Annotated in this window: 19 protein-coding genes; 16 read left to right on the forward strand and 3 right to left on the reverse strand. The window is 67.8% G+C overall.

All coding sequences use genetic code 11. The features are described from left to right. Positions 1-7: 7 nt before the first annotated feature. Entirely contained in the window at positions 8-1228 is a 1221-nt protein-coding gene (locus ACIHCQ_RS25225) for a helix-turn-helix domain-containing protein (protein ID WP_399666443.1), read from the reverse strand. A gap of 230 nt (positions 1229-1458) precedes the next feature. Between ACIHCQ_RS25225 and ACIHCQ_RS25230 the strand changes: the two genes are divergently transcribed. The 11 genes from ACIHCQ_RS25230 (at position 1459) to ACIHCQ_RS25280 (ending at position 10195) form a co-directional block, all read left to right on the forward strand. Then, positions 1459-2142 carry a phosphotransferase gene (locus ACIHCQ_RS25230; RefSeq protein WP_399666446.1) on the forward strand — a complete coding sequence of 228 codons (684 nt, stop codon included), beginning with the start codon at positions 1459-1461 and terminating at the stop codon, positions 2140-2142. 339 nt (positions 2143-2481) lie between these two features. Then, positions 2482-2613: an albusnodin family lasso peptide gene (locus ACIHCQ_RS25235; RefSeq protein WP_399666449.1), complete on the forward strand. Its 132-nt coding sequence runs from the start codon at positions 2482-2484 to the stop codon at positions 2611-2613. A gap of 61 nt (positions 2614-2674) precedes the next feature. After that, on the forward strand, positions 2675-4375 hold the full coding sequence (locus ACIHCQ_RS25240) for an albusnodin/ikarugamycin family macrolactam cyclase (protein ID WP_399666451.1): 1701 nt from the start codon (positions 2675-2677) through the stop codon (positions 4373-4375). After that, complete coding sequence (locus ACIHCQ_RS25245) at positions 4372-5007, forward strand: lasso peptide biosynthesis B2 protein (RefSeq protein ID WP_399666453.1); 636 nt, start codon at positions 4372-4374, stop codon at positions 5005-5007. The genes ACIHCQ_RS25240 and ACIHCQ_RS25245 overlap by 4 nt, the downstream gene beginning before the upstream one ends. After that, a complete protein-coding gene (locus ACIHCQ_RS25250; protein ID WP_399666456.1) occupies positions 5004-5555 on the forward strand; it encodes a GNAT family N-acetyltransferase in 552 nt (183 codons plus the stop codon). Before ACIHCQ_RS25245 ends, ACIHCQ_RS25250 begins: the two co-directional genes overlap by 4 nt. Positions 5556-5649: 94 nt before the next feature. Further along, on the forward strand, positions 5650-5748 hold the full coding sequence (locus tag ACIHCQ_RS25255; RefSeq protein ID WP_399666459.1) for a DUF397 domain-containing protein: 99 nt from the start codon (positions 5650-5652) through the stop codon (positions 5746-5748). 76 nt (positions 5749-5824) lie between these two features. Continuing rightward, entirely contained in the window at positions 5825-7543 is a 1719-nt protein-coding gene (locus ACIHCQ_RS25260; protein ID WP_399666462.1) for a hypothetical protein, read from the forward strand. Then, positions 7540-8061 carry a hypothetical protein gene (locus ACIHCQ_RS25265; RefSeq protein WP_399666465.1) on the forward strand — a complete coding sequence of 174 codons (522 nt, stop codon included), beginning with the start codon at positions 7540-7542 and terminating at the stop codon, positions 8059-8061. The genes ACIHCQ_RS25260 and ACIHCQ_RS25265 overlap by 4 nt, the downstream gene beginning before the upstream one ends. 14 nt (positions 8062-8075) lie before the next feature. Further along, positions 8076-8588 (forward strand): nucleoside deaminase, encoded by a 513-nt coding sequence (locus ACIHCQ_RS25270; protein WP_399666468.1) that lies wholly within the window; start codon positions 8076-8078, stop codon positions 8586-8588. A 78-nt stretch (positions 8589-8666) separates the two neighbouring features. After that, on the forward strand, positions 8667-9341 hold the full coding sequence (locus ACIHCQ_RS25275; protein ID WP_399666471.1) for an HAD family hydrolase: 675 nt from the start codon (positions 8667-8669) through the stop codon (positions 9339-9341). After that, positions 9338-10195, forward strand: coding sequence for a DUF1932 domain-containing protein (locus tag ACIHCQ_RS25280; RefSeq protein WP_399666473.1), 858 nt, complete (start codon positions 9338-9340; stop codon positions 10193-10195). The genes ACIHCQ_RS25275 and ACIHCQ_RS25280 overlap by 4 nt, the downstream gene beginning before the upstream one ends. A gap of 37 nt (positions 10196-10232) precedes the next feature. On the opposite strand, the gene ACIHCQ_RS25285 is transcribed toward ACIHCQ_RS25280, so the two are convergent. After that, on the reverse strand, positions 10233-10793 hold the full coding sequence (locus ACIHCQ_RS25285; protein ID WP_399666476.1) for a guanylate kinase: 561 nt from the start codon (positions 10791-10793) through the stop codon (positions 10233-10235). Beyond that, entirely contained in the window at positions 10790-11830 is a 1041-nt protein-coding gene (locus tag ACIHCQ_RS25290; protein WP_399666479.1) for an AAA family ATPase, read from the reverse strand. The genes ACIHCQ_RS25285 and ACIHCQ_RS25290 overlap by 4 nt, the downstream gene beginning before the upstream one ends. Before the next feature lie 339 nt (positions 11831-12169). Between ACIHCQ_RS25290 and ACIHCQ_RS25295 the strand changes: the two genes are divergently transcribed. Genes ACIHCQ_RS25295 through ACIHCQ_RS25315 form a run of 5 tightly spaced genes read left to right on the forward strand, consistent with a single transcriptional unit; the run spans position 12170 to position 16917 of the window. Then, a complete protein-coding gene (locus ACIHCQ_RS25295; RefSeq protein WP_399666482.1) occupies positions 12170-12847 on the forward strand; it encodes an HAD family hydrolase in 678 nt (225 codons plus the stop codon). Further along, positions 12844-13845: an alcohol dehydrogenase catalytic domain-containing protein gene (locus ACIHCQ_RS25300; RefSeq protein WP_399666485.1), complete on the forward strand. Its 1002-nt coding sequence runs from the start codon at positions 12844-12846 to the stop codon at positions 13843-13845. The genes ACIHCQ_RS25295 and ACIHCQ_RS25300 overlap by 4 nt, the downstream gene beginning before the upstream one ends. Before the next feature lie 17 nt (positions 13846-13862). After that, positions 13863-15014 carry a hypothetical protein gene (locus ACIHCQ_RS25305; RefSeq protein WP_399666488.1) on the forward strand — a complete coding sequence of 384 codons (1152 nt, stop codon included), beginning with the start codon at positions 13863-13865 and terminating at the stop codon, positions 15012-15014. After that, the gene (locus ACIHCQ_RS25310; RefSeq protein ID WP_399666491.1) at positions 15008-15904 is read left to right on the forward strand and encodes a radical SAM protein; all 897 of its coding nucleotides are present in this window, start codon (positions 15008-15010) and stop codon (positions 15902-15904) included. Before ACIHCQ_RS25305 ends, ACIHCQ_RS25310 begins: the two co-directional genes overlap by 7 nt. After that, positions 15901-16917: a hypothetical protein gene (locus tag ACIHCQ_RS25315; RefSeq protein WP_399666495.1), complete on the forward strand. Its 1017-nt coding sequence runs from the start codon at positions 15901-15903 to the stop codon at positions 16915-16917. The genes ACIHCQ_RS25310 and ACIHCQ_RS25315 overlap by 4 nt, the downstream gene beginning before the upstream one ends. Positions 16918-16921 lie beyond the last annotated feature (4 nt).

Consider the following 16921-nt stretch of genomic DNA (forward strand, 5'->3'; position numbering starts at 1 on the left):
ACGGACTCTAACCGCCGACGATGCCAAGCCTGCGTGCCAGGTCTGCCACGGGCTGGGACGGGCGGCCTCGGGTACCTCGGATCCAGCCGATGACCAGTTCCCGGCTCAGGTAGTGGTGGCGCACCTGCTCGGGGGCAGCCTGTTCGGCGTCCAGCAGGGTGGCCAGGGCTTCATCGGTCCGGTTCCAGGCGCTGAGTGCTCGGGCGACTTCCAGGCTGTGCCTCACGCGCCGTTCCACCGGCAAGCCGCTGGTGTCGATGCGTTGCCCGAGGTCCGCGGCTATCTGGATGTCTCCGAGCTCTCCGGCGGTGGCGACGCAGTGGATGGCCACGTTGGTCGGGCCGAAAGCCGTCCACAGGTGGTTGGCGTCGGCACCCAACCGCTGCGCGGCTTCGTCGGCTTCCCGGAGGAAGGTCTGCGTCGTCGCCCGGTCCTCCGCTCGGGCGGCCGCCATGGCACCGGCGAGGAAGAGCGTGCCGTAGACCGAGAGGTACTCGTCGTTCGCGGTGCCCAGGCTGGGCTGCATCACGGCTGCCGCATCGTTCACCAACTGGATCGCCGAGGCGAAGCGGCCGGTGGCCATCAGACAGTGTGTGACCGCCCGGAAGAGCGAGCCCGTCACCGTGTTCTGGCCGCTTTGTTGCGCGGCCGCCAAGCCACGGTCGGCGGCGATCCACGCTAGTTCCGACTCCCCGACCTTGCCCAGCACCATGGCCGCACCGTGGTAGGCCAGGGCGAGCTGGGCATGGGCTTCCTCCCCTTCGCGCCCTGAGTACACGCGGGATGCGGCAAGAGCATCGGCCAGGACGAGGGGAAGCCGTCGGGTGGCAAAGCCGTACCGCGATACCTGATAGGCATCGAGGACTTCCCTCACGTTGGCCCGGAGGTCCTCCAGGGTGGGCGGTTCGTCGTCGGGTCGGGGTCCCAGCAGGGAAGTGAGCTGCTTGTAGTCCATGAGGGCTTCGCGCAGGATGGGGACCGTGCGGCGGCCGCTGTCGTTCGACCACTCCATGAGGGTCTGTTCGGCGAGCAGGTCTCCGAGGGAGACGTCGAGGGCTTCGGCGAGTGAGGTGATCACCGAGAGCCGGTCGAGCTCGATCCGATTGTTCTCCGCTTTGCTCAGCCAGTCCGTGGTCCGTCCGACGAGGCCGGCCAGGACTTCTTGGGAAAGACCGCGTCGGCGCCGGTACCAGGCGACCCGCTCGCCGATGGTCAGGTTCTCTGTCATCCCTCGCATGTCCTGAGCATCGCCTCGTGGCCGGAATAGACCCCGGAAGGTTTTTCCGGGGTACTGCGGAGTGCCGTGCCTACTGTCGCAGTAGACCGGGAAAGCCGCCGGGCAATGTGGTCAACTCCATCCGCCTCGGCTGGAGTTGGCGATCGGTCCTATTTCTCAAAAGAGAGTAGGGCACGGCCCGCTGATACGGATTGGAGGTGTGGAGGGTGCGCAGCACGAAGATGACGGAGTCGTGGATCGAGCAGGAGCTCGGTCCGTTCGGCCCGGCAGCCCTCAAGCCGTACTCCAGAACGCGGTTCGCCACGGACGGCAGTGCCTTGCTGAAGGTCTACGTGGGCATTGCCCCCGAAGGTCGGCGCCAGCGCGAGGTTGCGACGGTCGAGCGCGCTGCCTTGCAGGGTGTCTCGGTCCCGGCCGTTCTGGCCACGGGAAACGGTGAGGCCGGGTCTTGGACGCCGTTCCGGACGGTGGGTGGGACGCCGTGCTTGGTAAGCACGCACAAGGCGATGGAGGAGTACGTCGGTCACGTCGTGGCTGTGAGCGGCAGACTGCACCGGCCTACTGCTGGTGCCACTCCCGGCTCCGGCTGGGGAGCGCGGCGAGCCAGTCCCGTTTCCCCGCGCCGGTTCCTGCTGGATCAGTTCTCTCCTCGCTGCCGGCGGCTGCCCTGGTGGGCGGTACTGAGCGAGGTCCTCCAGCCGATCGATTCCCATCCGGTCGTTCACCTGCATGGCGATCTCAAGCCCGAGCACCTCTCTTCGACGACGAGAGTCTGCACGTCGTCGACTGGGAGGCGAGCGCCTGCGGACCGGCCGTCCTCGACAACACCGACGTTGTTTTCCACCTCGTACGCGACCTGCTGTACGGGGGCGTATCGCCCGGACGCATTCCGGTCGATCTCGTGACCCGATTGCCGTTCAGCGGGCCGGTTCTTGCCTGGCGTCTGCTCCTCTGGCTCGATCGCCGTCGGACGCAGGACATCGACCTCGTCCCCGCCCACTACGTCTACCGACTCGCGGCCGAAGAACAGGCTGCCTTGGCGTACCGGTCCCTCGCTCAGACCGTCGCGCTCCTCCGCGTTGGGCCGGACGTGGTCACGCCGCTGGCATCCGCGCCATTCTTAACCGCTCAGCACCCCTAAGCCCCTCCCTGTTCCGATGTCGAAAACCGGACCCGGGAGGTCGCACCAGCGCAACGGGAAATCCCCCGCTGCGATCATCAGCCAGCAAGGAAGGTGAACAGCAATGGAGAAGATCACCATCGCAAGCGACCCCGAGCAGGACGAGGAGGTCGTGACGCTCGGCGACGCGGCGACCCTCACGAAGGGCAGCACCAGCGAGAGCGTGGAGAACAAGCGCTCCCCGTACTCCGCCTGACACACCAGCGGCGGCACTCTGTCCGGGGTGCCGCCGCGCCCCTTTTCGTGGAGGTGATCACATGGGCTGGTTCGGCGGCTACCTCAAGACAGCCCCCAAGCCGGCGTTCCCCGTCAGCGCACGGATTCTCTGGCAAGACCCACCGGTGTGGTCCGCCGGTACCCCGGTGCGGCTGGCGGACGGCCCCGACGGGAGACGGCTGGCTGTCTTCGGGCCCTGTAGTGCCACAGATGCCGAGCTTGCCCGGCTGGCCCGCATCGGAGACTCGCGCTCGCTCGATTCAGCGGCAACGGCCTGGGCGGGCGCGTACACCTTGGCCTACGACGACGGCCGTGGCGCAGTGACGGTCTGGGCAGACCCTGCGGGGGCATGTGCGCTCTACACCTGCTCCTTCAACGGGTCGACGGTGTGGTCATCAAGCTCGCTGGCGTTGGCTGCCCTGTGCGGAGCGCGGCCGGATGCCGGATGGATGGCTGCCCACCTCGCGGACCCCACGGGATGGACTCCAGGATTCTCTGCCTGGTCCTGCGTCGAACAGCTGGCGCCCGGCCACCGGCTCACCGCCGGCCTCGGGGCAGAGCCTGTGCCTGTGCCGTTCTGGACGCCATCCGCCCTCACGAGAGAAGAAACGGTGAACCGGTTGCGCGAGGACCTGGCGGAGGGTGTCCGCGTCCGGGTTGTTGGGCGGCCGGTCTCTTCCGATCTGTCCGGCGGCTTGGATTCCAGCACCCTTGCGGCGCTGGCTGCCCGCTGCGGGCCGGTGACCGGCGTTACCTACCACCCCGAGGGGATCAAGGCGGGCGGCGATGTCGACCACGCGCGTCTGGTGGCGCGTGCCTACCCCGCGATCCGGCATGAGTTCATGGCCCTGAACGACTCGCACCTTCCGTTCAGCGACCTCGATGCCTTACCGCTCACGGATGAGCCCGCGCCGTCCGCCATCACCATCGCGCAGTTCACCGCGCAACTGCGGTTTCTCGCCGACTGCGGGGCTGTCGTCCACCTGACCGGCGACGGTGGGGACAACCTGTTCATGCCCCCGCCGGTCCACCTCGCAGACCTGATCCGTTCGGGCCGGTGGTTGCGGCTGGCGGGAGACTCGCAGACCTGGGCTCGTCTCTACCGCCAAAGTCCTTGGCCTCTCCTTGCGGCGGCGTTGCGACGGCCCCGCACGCTGGCCGCCGCCCCCGGGCCCATGCCGCTGATGACCGACTACGCGATGGAGCTGGCAGCATCCGTCACAGCGGCCTACCCCGACACGCTCGCGATGGGGCATGCGGACCGTGCCTTACTGACCGAAGCCCGGTACGTCGGACGTACAGCCGCGACGGAAAACCAGCTCGCCGCTGCGCACGGCATCGAGATGCACAACCCGTTCACGGATACCCGCGTCGTGGAGGCTGCCTTGGCGGCCCCGGCCGCCGACCGCTGGTCCGCTCGCCGGTACAAACCACTGCTCTCTGACGTCGTAGCCGGCCTGCTGCCCCTGCCCGTCCTCCGCCGGGGCGCCAAGGGCATGTTCGCCGTCGACCACCACCACGGGCTACGGGCCAACCTGAAGCGCGCACTCGACTTGGCAGACGGGCACCTGGCAGACCTCGGGCTCATCAACCCGGCAACGGTCCGCGCGACGCTACGCCGCGCCGTCCTCGGAGTCGACGTCCCTTGGGGCCGACTCGAACCCGCCCTCGGGGCGGAACTATGGCTCCGGGCCGCCGACACAGCCGAACATCGGATCACCTGGGAGGAGAGGGCCGCGTGATTCCCGTTCCCACTGCAGAAACCCGGACCGCCGTCACCGACCGCGCCGGAATCGTCGTCAACTACCGCACTGGTACGACCGTAGTCCTCACGGGGGGTGCCCTGGACGAATGGCTGTCCGCCGTCCAGCAGAGCAAGGCACCCGAACCGGTAGCAGTCACCACCCCTAACGCGTCCTGGGGAACTCACGAGACGGCGGCTCGGCTCGAAACCCCCGACGCCCCGCCCTGGTCTTGGCGGGTGGCCGCGCTGGCTTGCGTGGCCATTACGCTCGGCGTCCGCCAAACAGGCCGCGCAAAGCACCGGTTCGGGCGCCTGGCCCACCTCGCCGAGGTCGGCGGCGGTCTTCCTCCGACCAGCACCGCTCACGCCCGCATCGCAGTGCGCTCCGTCCGCTGGGCCGCGCGCGCCATTCCAGCCCGGATCGCCTGCCTCGAAGAGTCCACCGCGGCTTCCCTGCTCCTCGCGCTCGGTGGCCGGGGCAATGCGTGGCGCCATGGCGTCGCTGCCGACCCGATCCGGCTTCACGCCTGGATCTGCGACGAACACGGACGCCCGGTGGAGGAACCCGGGCACACTGACGACTACACCCCGATCAACACATCCAACCCATCTGGAGCCGAACCGCGATGAGTGCCCCGCACATCCTGCTGCCCGGTGAACGTGTCAGCCTGGCGATGACCAACCGTGACCACCTCCCCGACTACCACCGGTGGGAGAACGACCCCGCCACGATCCTCGGCTACGGCACCCAGGTAGCCCAGCCTTGGGAGGTCCGCGCCGGCGGCTGGGAGGGCCAGGGCCGCAACCGCGACTACGCCCAGTTCGAGGTGATCACCACCAATGACAACACCCCGGTCGGGCTCACCACCTTGCAGATCGACTCGGCAGTACGGAGCGCTGAGTTCGTCATCCTCATCGCGCCCGAATCCCGAGGGAAGGGCTTGGCCACCGAGGCCACCGCTCTGACACTCCGCTGGGCATTCGAGTACGCCGCGCTGCGCATGGTGTGGCTCAAGGTCCTGGCGGACAACGTGGCAGGTGTGACGGCCTATCAGAAGGCTGGGTTCCAGTCCGCTGGCCGCCTGCGACAGGCCGGCTACTGGCTTGGCCGTTCCTGTGACGAGATCCTGATGGACGCCATCGCCGACGACTTCCTGGGCGCCACCGAATCCGCCTGATCTCGAGCCTGGACATGAAAGTGGAGATGACTCTGACCTGGGCGAATAGGAGTTCTCTAGGCTTCTACTCGACCAGTTCGGAGGTGCATCTCCGGTGCGGGACTCCAAAGTCCCGCATGGTCCCCTGATCGCATTCCAGGCCCACCCCTGGGCGGCCTTCGTCAGCGCTCTGCGAGGCGACCGACTGGCCTGACACCACCTTGGCAACTCGACCGCCCCCTGCCACAGTTGATCGACATCAGGGCTGGGTCTCAGGGGGCAGGACGGGCATGAGCCATGCGGGGCGGCGGGCAGCTCTCAGCCTATGCGCGCTGGCGCTGGCCTTCATCGCGTGGCGTCATCCCGTCAACAAGGACGATGTCGTCAACGCGTCCCAGTTCTCCGTCGCCTTCTTCGCGACACTGCTCACCGGCGAAGCCGTGATCTTCGCGCTCACCTTCTCGGCCGCCAGTTCCTGGCCTTCACTGCGCACCATCGACAGCCATATCGCCTTCCGTGAGTGGGTGCTGGTCGGGTGGATCGCCGCGATGTTCACGGCCTGCGGGCTGCTCTGGCAGAGCGAGGTCAGCGCGACCTGCGGCGCGCTCCTGTTCCTTTTCGCCAATCTCCTCGGGGTCTTCTCCTTCATCCGGCTCTTCGGCCTCGCCAGCGTCGGCGGCCGTAACCGTCTGCTGCGGCAGACTCTCGCCGACGGCCTGACCGGTCTTCGCAACCACGAGCTCCGGTTCGACCAGGAGCTCAGCGACGATCCCGTTGTCGCTGCGTACCTGGGCACGCTCGACCAGGCCATCAGCAGCAACGACCCGACCGGAATAAGGAATTTGGTGGGCCAGCTGGTCGATGCGCGCGTATCCGCACCCGCCAATGAGAACGCGGTCGCCCTGCACCTGGAGGTGCTGCACCGCCTGACACGCGCGGCGCTGGTGCGCGGTGCCGATCCCGTCGTCGTCACCGGCTGCGCCAACTCGCTGATCGACTCCGTCCTCAGCCAGTCGCGCGATCTCGCCGATTCGGCGGCGGCGCTGGGCGCCGCAAGCCGGTATCTCGCCTGGCTCGGAAGCACGTCAATGCTGATGTCCGTACGCGGCATCGCATCCAGCCGTGCCGCGCGCGAGCTGGTCGCCACGTCCATCGACTGCCGACTCCGCATCCTCCTCCGCGTCGATCCCGATCCCAAGACCGTGACCAGCCCGGACGACGTCGCCTCGGTACTGAAGGATCCGGTCGGTGTGCTGCTCTGGGCCAGGGACTTCTGCGAGTTTCACGGTGCTCATCAGGCCAACGCCTTCTACGGGCTCTATCAGTTCCTCACCGGCCGGAAGTTCATGGGCAATTACTGGGACGGCGCGTCCATCCTCGGCCAGATGAGAGAAACCCTGTACGGAGATGCCGACCCCGCCACCGGCGACGCGCCGGACGCCGCGAGACAGGCTTTCGGATCCGTTGCCGGGTACGACCGCTTCTGGTCTCTCGTCTCTGTCGGTGCCATCTCCACCCTGCGCGACGCCCGTCTGGTACACCCACCCGCGCTCACCCGCCCGGAATTCACTCCTGACCCTCAGCTCCTCGGGGCGTATCTGCGTACGTTCGCCACGCATCGCTGGTTCACGACGGCCAAGCAGGCCCACGAGGTACTGCTCGCCCTCATGACCCGTACTGATCCCCCCGGTTCGCCTTGGAAAGAGATACAGATCCGCACTGCGGCGAGCCCGCTGCCCAGCCCCGTGCCCCGCATCGAGCCCGAGGAACGGCCAGCCGCGATGGTCCTTGCCATCGCTTGCCGTCTGGCTCCGCTTGCGCCCGGCGAACCGAACAACGAGCTCCGGAGCTTTCTCACCAGCCTGCCGACTCTCACGCTCAAAGCCGCGGCCACTCTCGCCGCGCGAACACTGCCCCAAGTGGGCAGCGCGCAAGACCCGTGCGATGTCATCGTCACCGGCCTTGGCGTATTGCAATTGGTCGGCACCCACACCCGGATGGGCACATGAGCCCCGAGCTGTGGCGCCATCGCATCGCCCGACTTCTGTTACCTGGCGTCGGTGCCGCCGTCGTCGTCCAGTGCGGCGTCGACTGGCTGCGGCCCCAGCGGCTGGACCTCCGCAATGAGATCGACGAAGCCCTGATAACAGCCCAGTTGAGACACGGTGCCTCGCTGCACATCACCAGAGTGATACTTCACAACATCCCCGCGTCCACGAGCGCAGGGGCAGACGCCGACCACATACTGAGGACGTTCGACGAATGGCATTATCGGCTCGCAGCCGCCAGCGCACTGGCGTCCGGCCCCGCCCCACAGGTGCACCGGCTAATCATCCGTGGTGATCAGGCCGAAGCCCCCTTACCGGATATGGTCGAGTTACAGGAGAACGGCCGCTGGTCAAGCCCGCAGAATGCCGACCTGGCGCTGCGAACCATCGGCATCACAGGAACTACGACACTCCTGACCAGCTATGACGTGGATCTATCGGGGCCGTACAGCGACGGTGATCCCTCGGTCCACATGTGAGGAGAGGGATTCGGTTGCCATACGCCCAGGACGACCCTCAAGACCGCGCATTTCTCGAACAGGCCATCGCCGTCTCGCGACATGCTCTGGAGGACGAGGGCAAGACGCCCTTCGGTGCCCTCGTCGTCATCGGCCAAGACGTGGTCGGGACGGGTACGAGCTCCGTCGTTGAACTTCATGACCCGACCGCGCACGCGGAGGTGATGGCACTGCGTGCGGCGGGCCAGGCTCTTGGCCGCCACATCATGGAAGACGGCGTCATGTATTCGAGCAGTGAGCCCTGCCCGATGTGCCTGGTTGCCTGTTACTGGGCAAGGATCCCCCGGCTCGTCTACGCCGCCACAAGCCACGATGCCGGGATCAACGGCTTCGAGGACTTGCAGTTCTACCGGGAGTTGGCGCTGCCAAACAAGGAGCGCACTCTCCTCGCAGAGGTGCCGGTGTCGGGGGACTTGCAAGAGAGGGCGGCCGGGGCACTCGCCGAGTGGGCGGCGCAGCTTCCCTTCTCCGTCGTACCGAAGCTTTGACATCTACCCTGCGGCGGGGCACTGCCCGAAGGCTGGGGCCGCTCACAACGCTGACTCCCAGGCAATAGGGTGCGGGATGTGCAACCCCTCCTGGCTCTCTTCGACCTCGACAACACACTCGTAGACCGACGGGGGACGCTCACCGACTGGGTCGCCGAGTTCACCGCCCGGCACGGTCTGGAGGGCGAGGAGCAGGCGTACGTCCTGGGCATGGTGGCCGAGCGGGCCTATCCGTCCACCTTTGACGCGATCCGCACCCGGTACCGGCTGCCCATGTCGACTGCGGAGTTGTGGCGCGCATACCGCACCAACATCGCGGCCTTGATGTCGTGCCCGGCCGAGGTCCTCGACGGCTTGGACGAGCTGCGGGCGGCCGGCTGGCGAGTGGGGGTGGCCACCAACGGTGCGGCGGACATCCAGCGCGCCAAGATGCTGGCCACCGGTATCTCCAAGCGCGTGGACGGCGTGTTCGTCTCCGAGGACGCCGACGCACGCAAACCACAGGCCCGTCACTTCGCCCTGGCCGCGGCCGGCTGCGGCACCGTGCTGGGCGACGGCGGCTGGATGGTCGGCGACAACCCGGTCAACGACATCGGCGGCGGACGCTCTGCGGGGCTGCGCACCATCTGGATCGGCAACGCCCACTCCTGGCCGCTGGACGATCCCCGCCCGGACCACACGGTGCCGCATGCACGCGCTGCCATTAACCTGCTGCTTCTGCACTCCCCAAACCACATGAGGGCCACGGCATGACAGATACCGTCGGGCTGCTGCACCCCGGCAGCATGGGATCCGCCTTCGGCGCCCAGCTGCGCGCCCGCGGCCATATCGTGCTGTGGTGCCCCGAGGGACGCAGCGACACAACCCGTCGCCGGGCCGAGCAGGCGGGCCTCGAATCCGAGGCACTGCCCGAGCTCGTCTCCCGCTCCGACGTGCTGCTCTCCCTGTGCCCTCCCGCCGCCGCGGAGGAGACTGCCGCCCAGGTAGCCGAGCTCGGCATGGCCGGCGCGGGCACGATCTATGTTGAAGCGAACGCCGTCTCGCCGTCGCGCGTGGTGAGTATCGCCGACCGCCTGGCCCCGATGCCGGTCATCGATGCTGCGGTGGTCGGATCGCCTCCCGTGGGCGGCAAGTCCCCGACGCTCTATCTGTCCGGCCCCGGCAAGCAGGCCGACCGGATCGCCGAACTCTTCGCGGGCACCGATGTGCGGACCCGCGTCCTGGGCGACAGCATCGGCAAAGCCTCCGCACTCAAGCTCGCGTACTCCAGCTACCAGAAGGTCTCCCGCGTGCTGGCCGCCGTGGCGTACGGAGCGGCCGAAACGTACGGTGTCGAGGATGAGCTGCTGGAGATCGCAGCCAAGCGCACCCGCAGCTACCTCGTGGAGACCGACTACATCCCCAAGACCGCTGCCCGCGCCTGGCGTTGGGGCCCGGAGCTTGAGGACGCGGCGGCTCTGCTCGCCGACGCCGGGCTGCCGGACTCCCTCATGCACGCCGCCGCGGCGACGCTCGCTCGGTGGGACGGCAACAAAGACGAGCGACTGGATATCGCCGAGGCGCTGGAAGCCCTGCGCTTCGAACGGGACTTGGACAACCCGAGTTGAGCAGGTCGCATCCGCTGGGTCGCTGACGTCCTGGCCGTCAGGAGCGAGGTGACGTGGCGCGGACGATGTCGTCGATCCTCTGTGCGGCTTCGCGGGGTGCCGTCGTATCCGTGTCTACGCGCAACTCCCACTGCGCCTGCGGGTGAGCCGCAAGATCGGCCTGGGTGGCGTCCCACGCGGCCAGCCGAGCGGCCGTGTCGGTGTCCCCCCGCTGCGGTGAGCGTCGGGCTGTCGTCTCCTTGGAGCACCACAGCAGCACGCGCACCCAGTGCGCCGGGAAGCGGGCGGTCACTTGCTCCATCCCCACCATCTGACCGAGGTGGACGACGGGGGTCCTGCCGCCCTCCATGGCCTGGTCGAGGCCGGGCCGGTCGACGGCGTAAATGTTGCCGTACCGGTCGTTGCGGTAGATGACGTCGCCGCGTGCCTCCAGGGCGGCCAGCTGCTCTGGTGTGCCCATCCGGTAGCCCTTGGTCTTCCCGTTCCCGATCTTCAGCCGGGTGAACGGCACGTACCGCGCATCGAGTTCGGTGAGTGCCGCCGTGATCGTGTCCTTGCCTACCGCCGGCGGCCCGTACAGGAGGATGCCCTGCCTCACGGGAACACCGTCCCGAAAACCTGGCGCACCTGGTCCGTGAGCGAAATCGCGGCGCCGAGCCGGTTGTCGACAACCATGTGTGGCACGACAGGCCGCAGCTCAAGATCGATCCCGGTGGCATACGTGTCCCAGTTCTGGACTTTCCAGCTGTCCCGGGCGGCGGACCGGAAGCTGATGTACTCGTGCATCGTGTCGAGGTCGCACTGAATCCAGACAACAGCGACGGTGACGCCACGCGCTTCGCAGCGGTTGATCAGGCGCCGCATCCACCGAGGGTCGGTGGCCTCGGCGATGAAGGGCGCGGAAAGTACGGTGCTGATCGCGCAGTCGATGTTCGCGTACGCGGTCTCCAGCAGGCACTGGTACTCCAGCGGGCGGACCTTCTCCCGGTAGAGGTCGGTGTGCCGGTCATTGGGCTCACTGCCCATTTCAACAAGGAGGCGCTCGACGAGCGGGCGCGTGATCGGGTCCTTGTCGAGGACGGGCCATCCGGTGAGCTGCGATACGAAGCGGGCGAACTCCGACTTCCCGCTGCCCGCGTAGCCGCCGACCATCATCAGCGTCGGCCGGTTGGGATCACCCCCGGTGTGGCGTCGCTTCCAGGCGTCGATGATGCGCTGCTGGACGCCCAGGCCGTCCGCGGCCTCCGCGCTCGGTGCCAGCTGGTGCAACGCCCGTTCCACAGCCAGGACATGGGCGCCGTTGTGCGGTTCGCTCGACGCGGTGAACTTGAGCTTCCTGGCCTCGTCGGGCAGAGCGTTACGGAAGCCCAGCTCAGGCTCGGTCGCGCGGTACAGCAGGCAGTACGCGCGTCGGTAGTGCGGTCCGGGATAGACCTCACCCTGCTCGTGCTGCCACAGGGTCTGAAAGTTGGCGGCCGGCACCGTGAGTCCAGCGGCTCGGGCCACCTCGCGCAGCTGCTCGCCCGCGCCTTCGAGCGTCAGGCCGTGGGCTTCGCGTTGTTGTCTCAACTTGTCCGGGCGCCACCCTGGGCGACTCTTACTCACCGCGCCTACCGCCTGCCCATCCCTGGTCATGATCCGGAGCCTAAGTCTGCCTGTCATGAACCCGTGTGTAAGCGGATGTTGAAAAGTCAGGGCGCCCGGCCATGAGCTGCTGATGAGCAGCTTCGGCAACAGCTTGTGATACTCCGCACACCTCCGAGCCGGTGTCATGGTCACACCGACGCGGTCGTCGTTTACCCGCCTCGGTCTCCAGTATCCGTACGAGATCGGAGGGGCGTCACCATGCGCTATCGGCCGACGTGCACCCCCTTGTCGACGAGTCTGTCGACCGCCACACACCCAGTGGGCGACGTAATGCTTGGCACTTCACTCCAGCGGAGTTCCGCTGCTCCGGCTCCACGCCCGATCGCGGTGATACTCGATCTCTTCGGCACGCTCGTCGAAGCCCCGAGTGCGGTCGAACGAAGGGCTGCCGCTGCCCAGTTCGCCGAGATCCTGCGCGTATCCCCGTCGGTCGCCGAGTCGATACTGTCCGACAGTTGGCAGGCGAGGCACGACGGGCAGCTGACGTCCTCTACCGAGGTCGCGGCTCACCTCGTCACCCGCTGCAACGCCTCTGCGGCCTGTCTGGACGAGCTGGGGATGCTCCTGGCCCGGCTCGCCCGCACCCGTCTCCTGGCCGATGCGACTCTCCTTCGGGCCCTGGAGCAGCTTCGGCGCGGTGGTGCCAGGCTGGCCGTCCTCAGCGATGCGTCCACGGACATCGCCGAGGCGTGGAACCGCAGCGATCTCGCGTCGCACTTCGACACTGCCGTGTTCAGCTGCCGGGCCGGTGCGGTGAAGCCCGACCGTCTGCTCTTCCGCGCGGTCCTCCGAGAACTCGGTGTCGCCCCGCATCAGGTTCTCTACTGCGGCGATGGCGGCGGTGACGAGCTGGCCGGCGCGGAGCGGGCCGGGATGCGTGCCGTGCGCGTGGAACGCCGGGGCGGGCCCAGCAGCCTCGTGTTCGGCGAGACCGTTTGGTCCGGCACGGCGATACCCGACGTGGAAGCTCTCCCCTCCCTGCTGGACAGATGGGGGAAGCGATGAGCGGCCCGTACGCGTGGGCGGTTGAGAACGGCGTCCTCTGCCGACTCCCCGCTCCGGCCGGCATGTCCCCGGCGCGCGATACGACGATTGTCGAGACGCGCTACACGGGATTATGCGGAAGCGATGTCGCGAAGCTCAATCACCCGTGGCAAGGGCAGTTGCCGGAACCGTGGTACCCCGGGCACGAGATCGTCGGCGTCGACACGGAGACGGGCGGCTGGGTCGCAATCGATCCGCTGGTCTCCTGCCGCTCGTGCCACTACTGCGACCGCGGCCATGTGCACCTCTGCCCACGACTCCGGCGCATCGGGTGGGATCTTCCCGGAGGTCTCGCCGACTCCGTGAGGGTGCCCCGCGACAGCATCATCCCGCTTCCCCATCTGCACGATCCCGCGCACGGAGTCCTCGCTGATCCGATGGCGGTGGCCTTGCACGGAGTCCGCTGCGGGCTCCGGGCGCCTCTGGGGCGGCTCGGCATCATCGGGGGCGGTGTCCTCGCGGTGTGCACGGCCATCTGCGCGGCAGGGGCGGGGTGGGACGTCCACATACTGGTCAGGGAACCCTCACGGTCGCATCAACTGCGGTACGTGCTCGACCGGCACATCACTCTCCACTCCGCCGAGCTGCCGGCGTGCGACGCCGTCGTGGACGCCGCGTCCGGTCACAGTGACTCCCCCATATGCCAGGCGCTGACAGCCGTTCGTGACGGCGGAACGGTTCTCGTCCAGAACGCCTACGCGCCCCGCGTCATTCTCTCGGTCCCCCTGCGGGACGTCTTCCGTCGCTCGATCACCCTGCGCGGCTCCTTCTCGTACTGCCGCGCAGACGGCCACGACGACTTCCGAGACGCCATCGACATCATCGCCAAGGGCGGCGACTGGGCCGCCCTGATGACCCGAGACCGATTCACCCTCAGCGAACTGCCGCAGGGACTGGCGGCCCTGAACAACAAAGCCCGCCATCGCCCCTTCAAGGTCCTGCTCACTTCCAACGCTTGATGGAAAGGAGCCACGCCATGGCGGTCACAACGCCATTACTGGCCCACAAGATCAACTCGCCGGCCGACATCCCACCCCAGGACATCCATGACGGAATCACGCGCATCCTCGCGTTACCGGAAGGCCAAACGCGCGACGTCATGCTGGGAAGCGTCCTGACGGGACTGCTCCTGCGGGGACCGAGACTGGACGAAGTCGAGTCCGCGGTCCGAGCCGCGACGGCCCTGGACCGAAACAGCTGGGACTTCCACCAGCCGCCAGAGGGCATGCGATTCGTCGGCTATACGGGCAGCGGGAAGAAGACCTTCAAGACGATCAACCTCAGTACCGCTGCCGCACTGGTGGCGGCCACCGGGGGAGCACACGTCGCGAAACTCGGATCGCGCAGTGCGTCGTCGAAGACCGGGTCCCGCGACTTCATCGACCTCGTGGGGGCGACGAGCGACACGGTGCCGCACCAGGAGATGGTCGACATCACGGCGGAGGTCGGCTTCGGGTTCTTCTCCATCGAGAACCGCGTCCCCGAGTTCGACCGCCGCTATGGAGGCAGGTTCCAGGCCGTGCACGCCCTCAGCCTGGCGTTCCCGGCCCTCCTCAACCCGGTCACCTGCGCCGCCTACGTATACGGCCTCTCGCACCCCGCGGTTGGCGCGTCCGCCCGGCTGCTCTCCAGGCTCGGCCTGCCAGACGTGACGGTCATCAACTCCAGTCTTGGCAAGGCGGTCCAGGTCGACGAACTGATACCCGGAAGCACCGTGCGGGCCTGCCGGATCAACGCCGGCGACGAGGACCTGACCTTCAACGTCGAGGTGCGCAAGGGCGCGACCTCGATGCCGCAGGACCTGATGTCCGTCACCCAGCACGACGACCCCCGGGAGAACGTCGCCGCAGCCATACGTGTGCTGGCAGGCCAGGACACCAGCCAGGCGCGGAACGCGGTCGCCCTCAACGCGGCCCTGCTCATGCTGACGTCCGAGGTGGTCCCCACCATCCAGTCCGGCATCGACAAGGCGCTCAGCATCATCGACGCGGGCGCGGCCCTGGACACACTCCAGCAGTTCGTACGTCTCACGGGCGGCGCCCCGGACAAGCTCCGCTCGCTCCTGCGGCCCGTCTCCCCGACAGCCCTCCTGGTCAACCCCGGCAGCAAGGAGAAGACCCCATGCTGACGCACGACGAACTCGCGATCGTCCACCTGGTCCTCAACACCGACTGCAACGCCTGGGACCTGGCACCGACCAGCACCTCGCCGGGTGTGTGCCGCTTCTGCTACCGCGAACGCAACCGGGTCCAGACCGACCCGGACACCGTCCGCCGCGTCATCGACCGAGTCCGTTCCGAGTCCGAGGCCCATCGGTGCGTCTTCACCGGCGGCGACCCCGTGATGCCGTACGACAACCACCTTGAGGTCGCCCTCCGGCACGCCACCGAGATCGGCTTCGAGACCAACCTCCACACCAACGGGCTGCTCCTGAGCGAACGCTATGCCGGCCTCCGCGACCACGTGACCGTCTACTCCCTGGCAGTCGACGGCCCGAACCCCGAGCTGGCCAACTGGTTCCGCGGACAGGGGTACTTCGAACGGTTCCTGTCCAACGTCGAGTTCCTCACCGCCGACCACCGGCCGCTCGCGTTCAACACGTTCACCACGGCCGGCTCCGTGAAGGAACTGCCCCGCCTGGCGCAGCTCATCGCCGGGGTGACCCAGGGGACGGACGTCGAGTACTGGCTGATCTCCCAGTACCGACCCATTGGCCGCGCCAGCACGCGCAAGGCGGAGATCTACGGCTTCGAGCCGGACGACTTCGTACGGGCCGTGGACGACGTACGCGGCATGGTCGACGGGGTGGAGATCTACGCCCAGCCCACGCGTGCCCCGGAGGACCCGTACCCGTTCCGCGTCTGGGTCCTCGCCGACGGAACGGTCACAGCGGACCTCGGCAGCGTCGCGGCCCCTCGCAACGAGGTGCTCGGCGACCTCCTGGCCGACGGCTTCGAACCGCTGGTCCGCCGGGCCTTCGCCCTCCGCGAGCAGACACAGCTGGAAGGAATCGCATGAAGTTCGACACCGCGTACTACGAGAACGTCATCGACCAGCACCGCTACGAACGCCTGGGGCTCGGCACCATCGACTTCGCCCTCGCGGGGATGAGCCCCGACGACCTGCGCACGAAGTGGGTGTGCCACACGGGAGCGCGCGGGTTCGCAGAAGCGGTCGCGGGCGAGCAGCCCGCGATCGTCACCACCGGGGTCGGGCTCGGAGGTCCGCCCCACGCCGGCACCCTCTTCCAGCTGCTGCGCGCGATCAAACTGCAGCAGTGCGGGCTCGACGTCCAGATCGTGCTGGGCGATCTCGACTCCTACAACGCACGCCGTACACCCCTGGACTCCGTGCGGAAACTCGCCGACAAGTACGAGGAGTTCGTCCTGGGCCTCGGGTTCGACGCCGAGCGCGGTGTGCTGCGCAGACAGGAGGGCGAGACCGACGTCCTGGCCACCGCGTTCCTGCTGTCGCGCCACCTGGATGACGACGACTTCCACTGGGCGGAGGAGGACCTCGCCGGGCTCTACCGCGACCACGGAGTCTTCGACCACCTCAACTACGGCATGAAGCAGGCCACGTTGCTCATGGCCGCGGACTTCGTGCACCTCCTCCGCGAAGGGCGTCACGTCCTGGTCTCCCTCGGGGTCGACGAGCACAAGTACGTCGCCCTCGCACGGCGCGGCGCGGAACGCTGGGGCCTGCCCGCGGAACGGCTGTCCGGCATCTACACCAAGATGATCCCGGGCCTCGGCGGCCTCCCGAAGATGAGCAAGAGCATCCCCGGCTCCGGGATCGACGCCTCCATGTGTGCCGAGGACATCAGGACGCTACTCCACGCGGACACCGACACCGCGCCCACCGACGACGGCTCGGCGCTGCTCCAGATGTACGCGTGTCTGCCCGACGTCGACGGTCGGGAGTACGACCGGGTCTCGGCCGCGCGCCGCGCCGGAAGCCCCGAATGGCACACCGTACGCGAGCAGCTGGTCGAGCGGATGCTCTCGCTGTTCTCCCACTGGCCGAAGTAAGCAA

The sequence above is a fragment of the Streptomyces sp. NPDC052236 genome (genome assembly GCF_044548015.1).
Classification (GTDB): domain Bacteria; phylum Actinomycetota; class Actinomycetes; order Streptomycetales; family Streptomycetaceae; genus Streptomyces.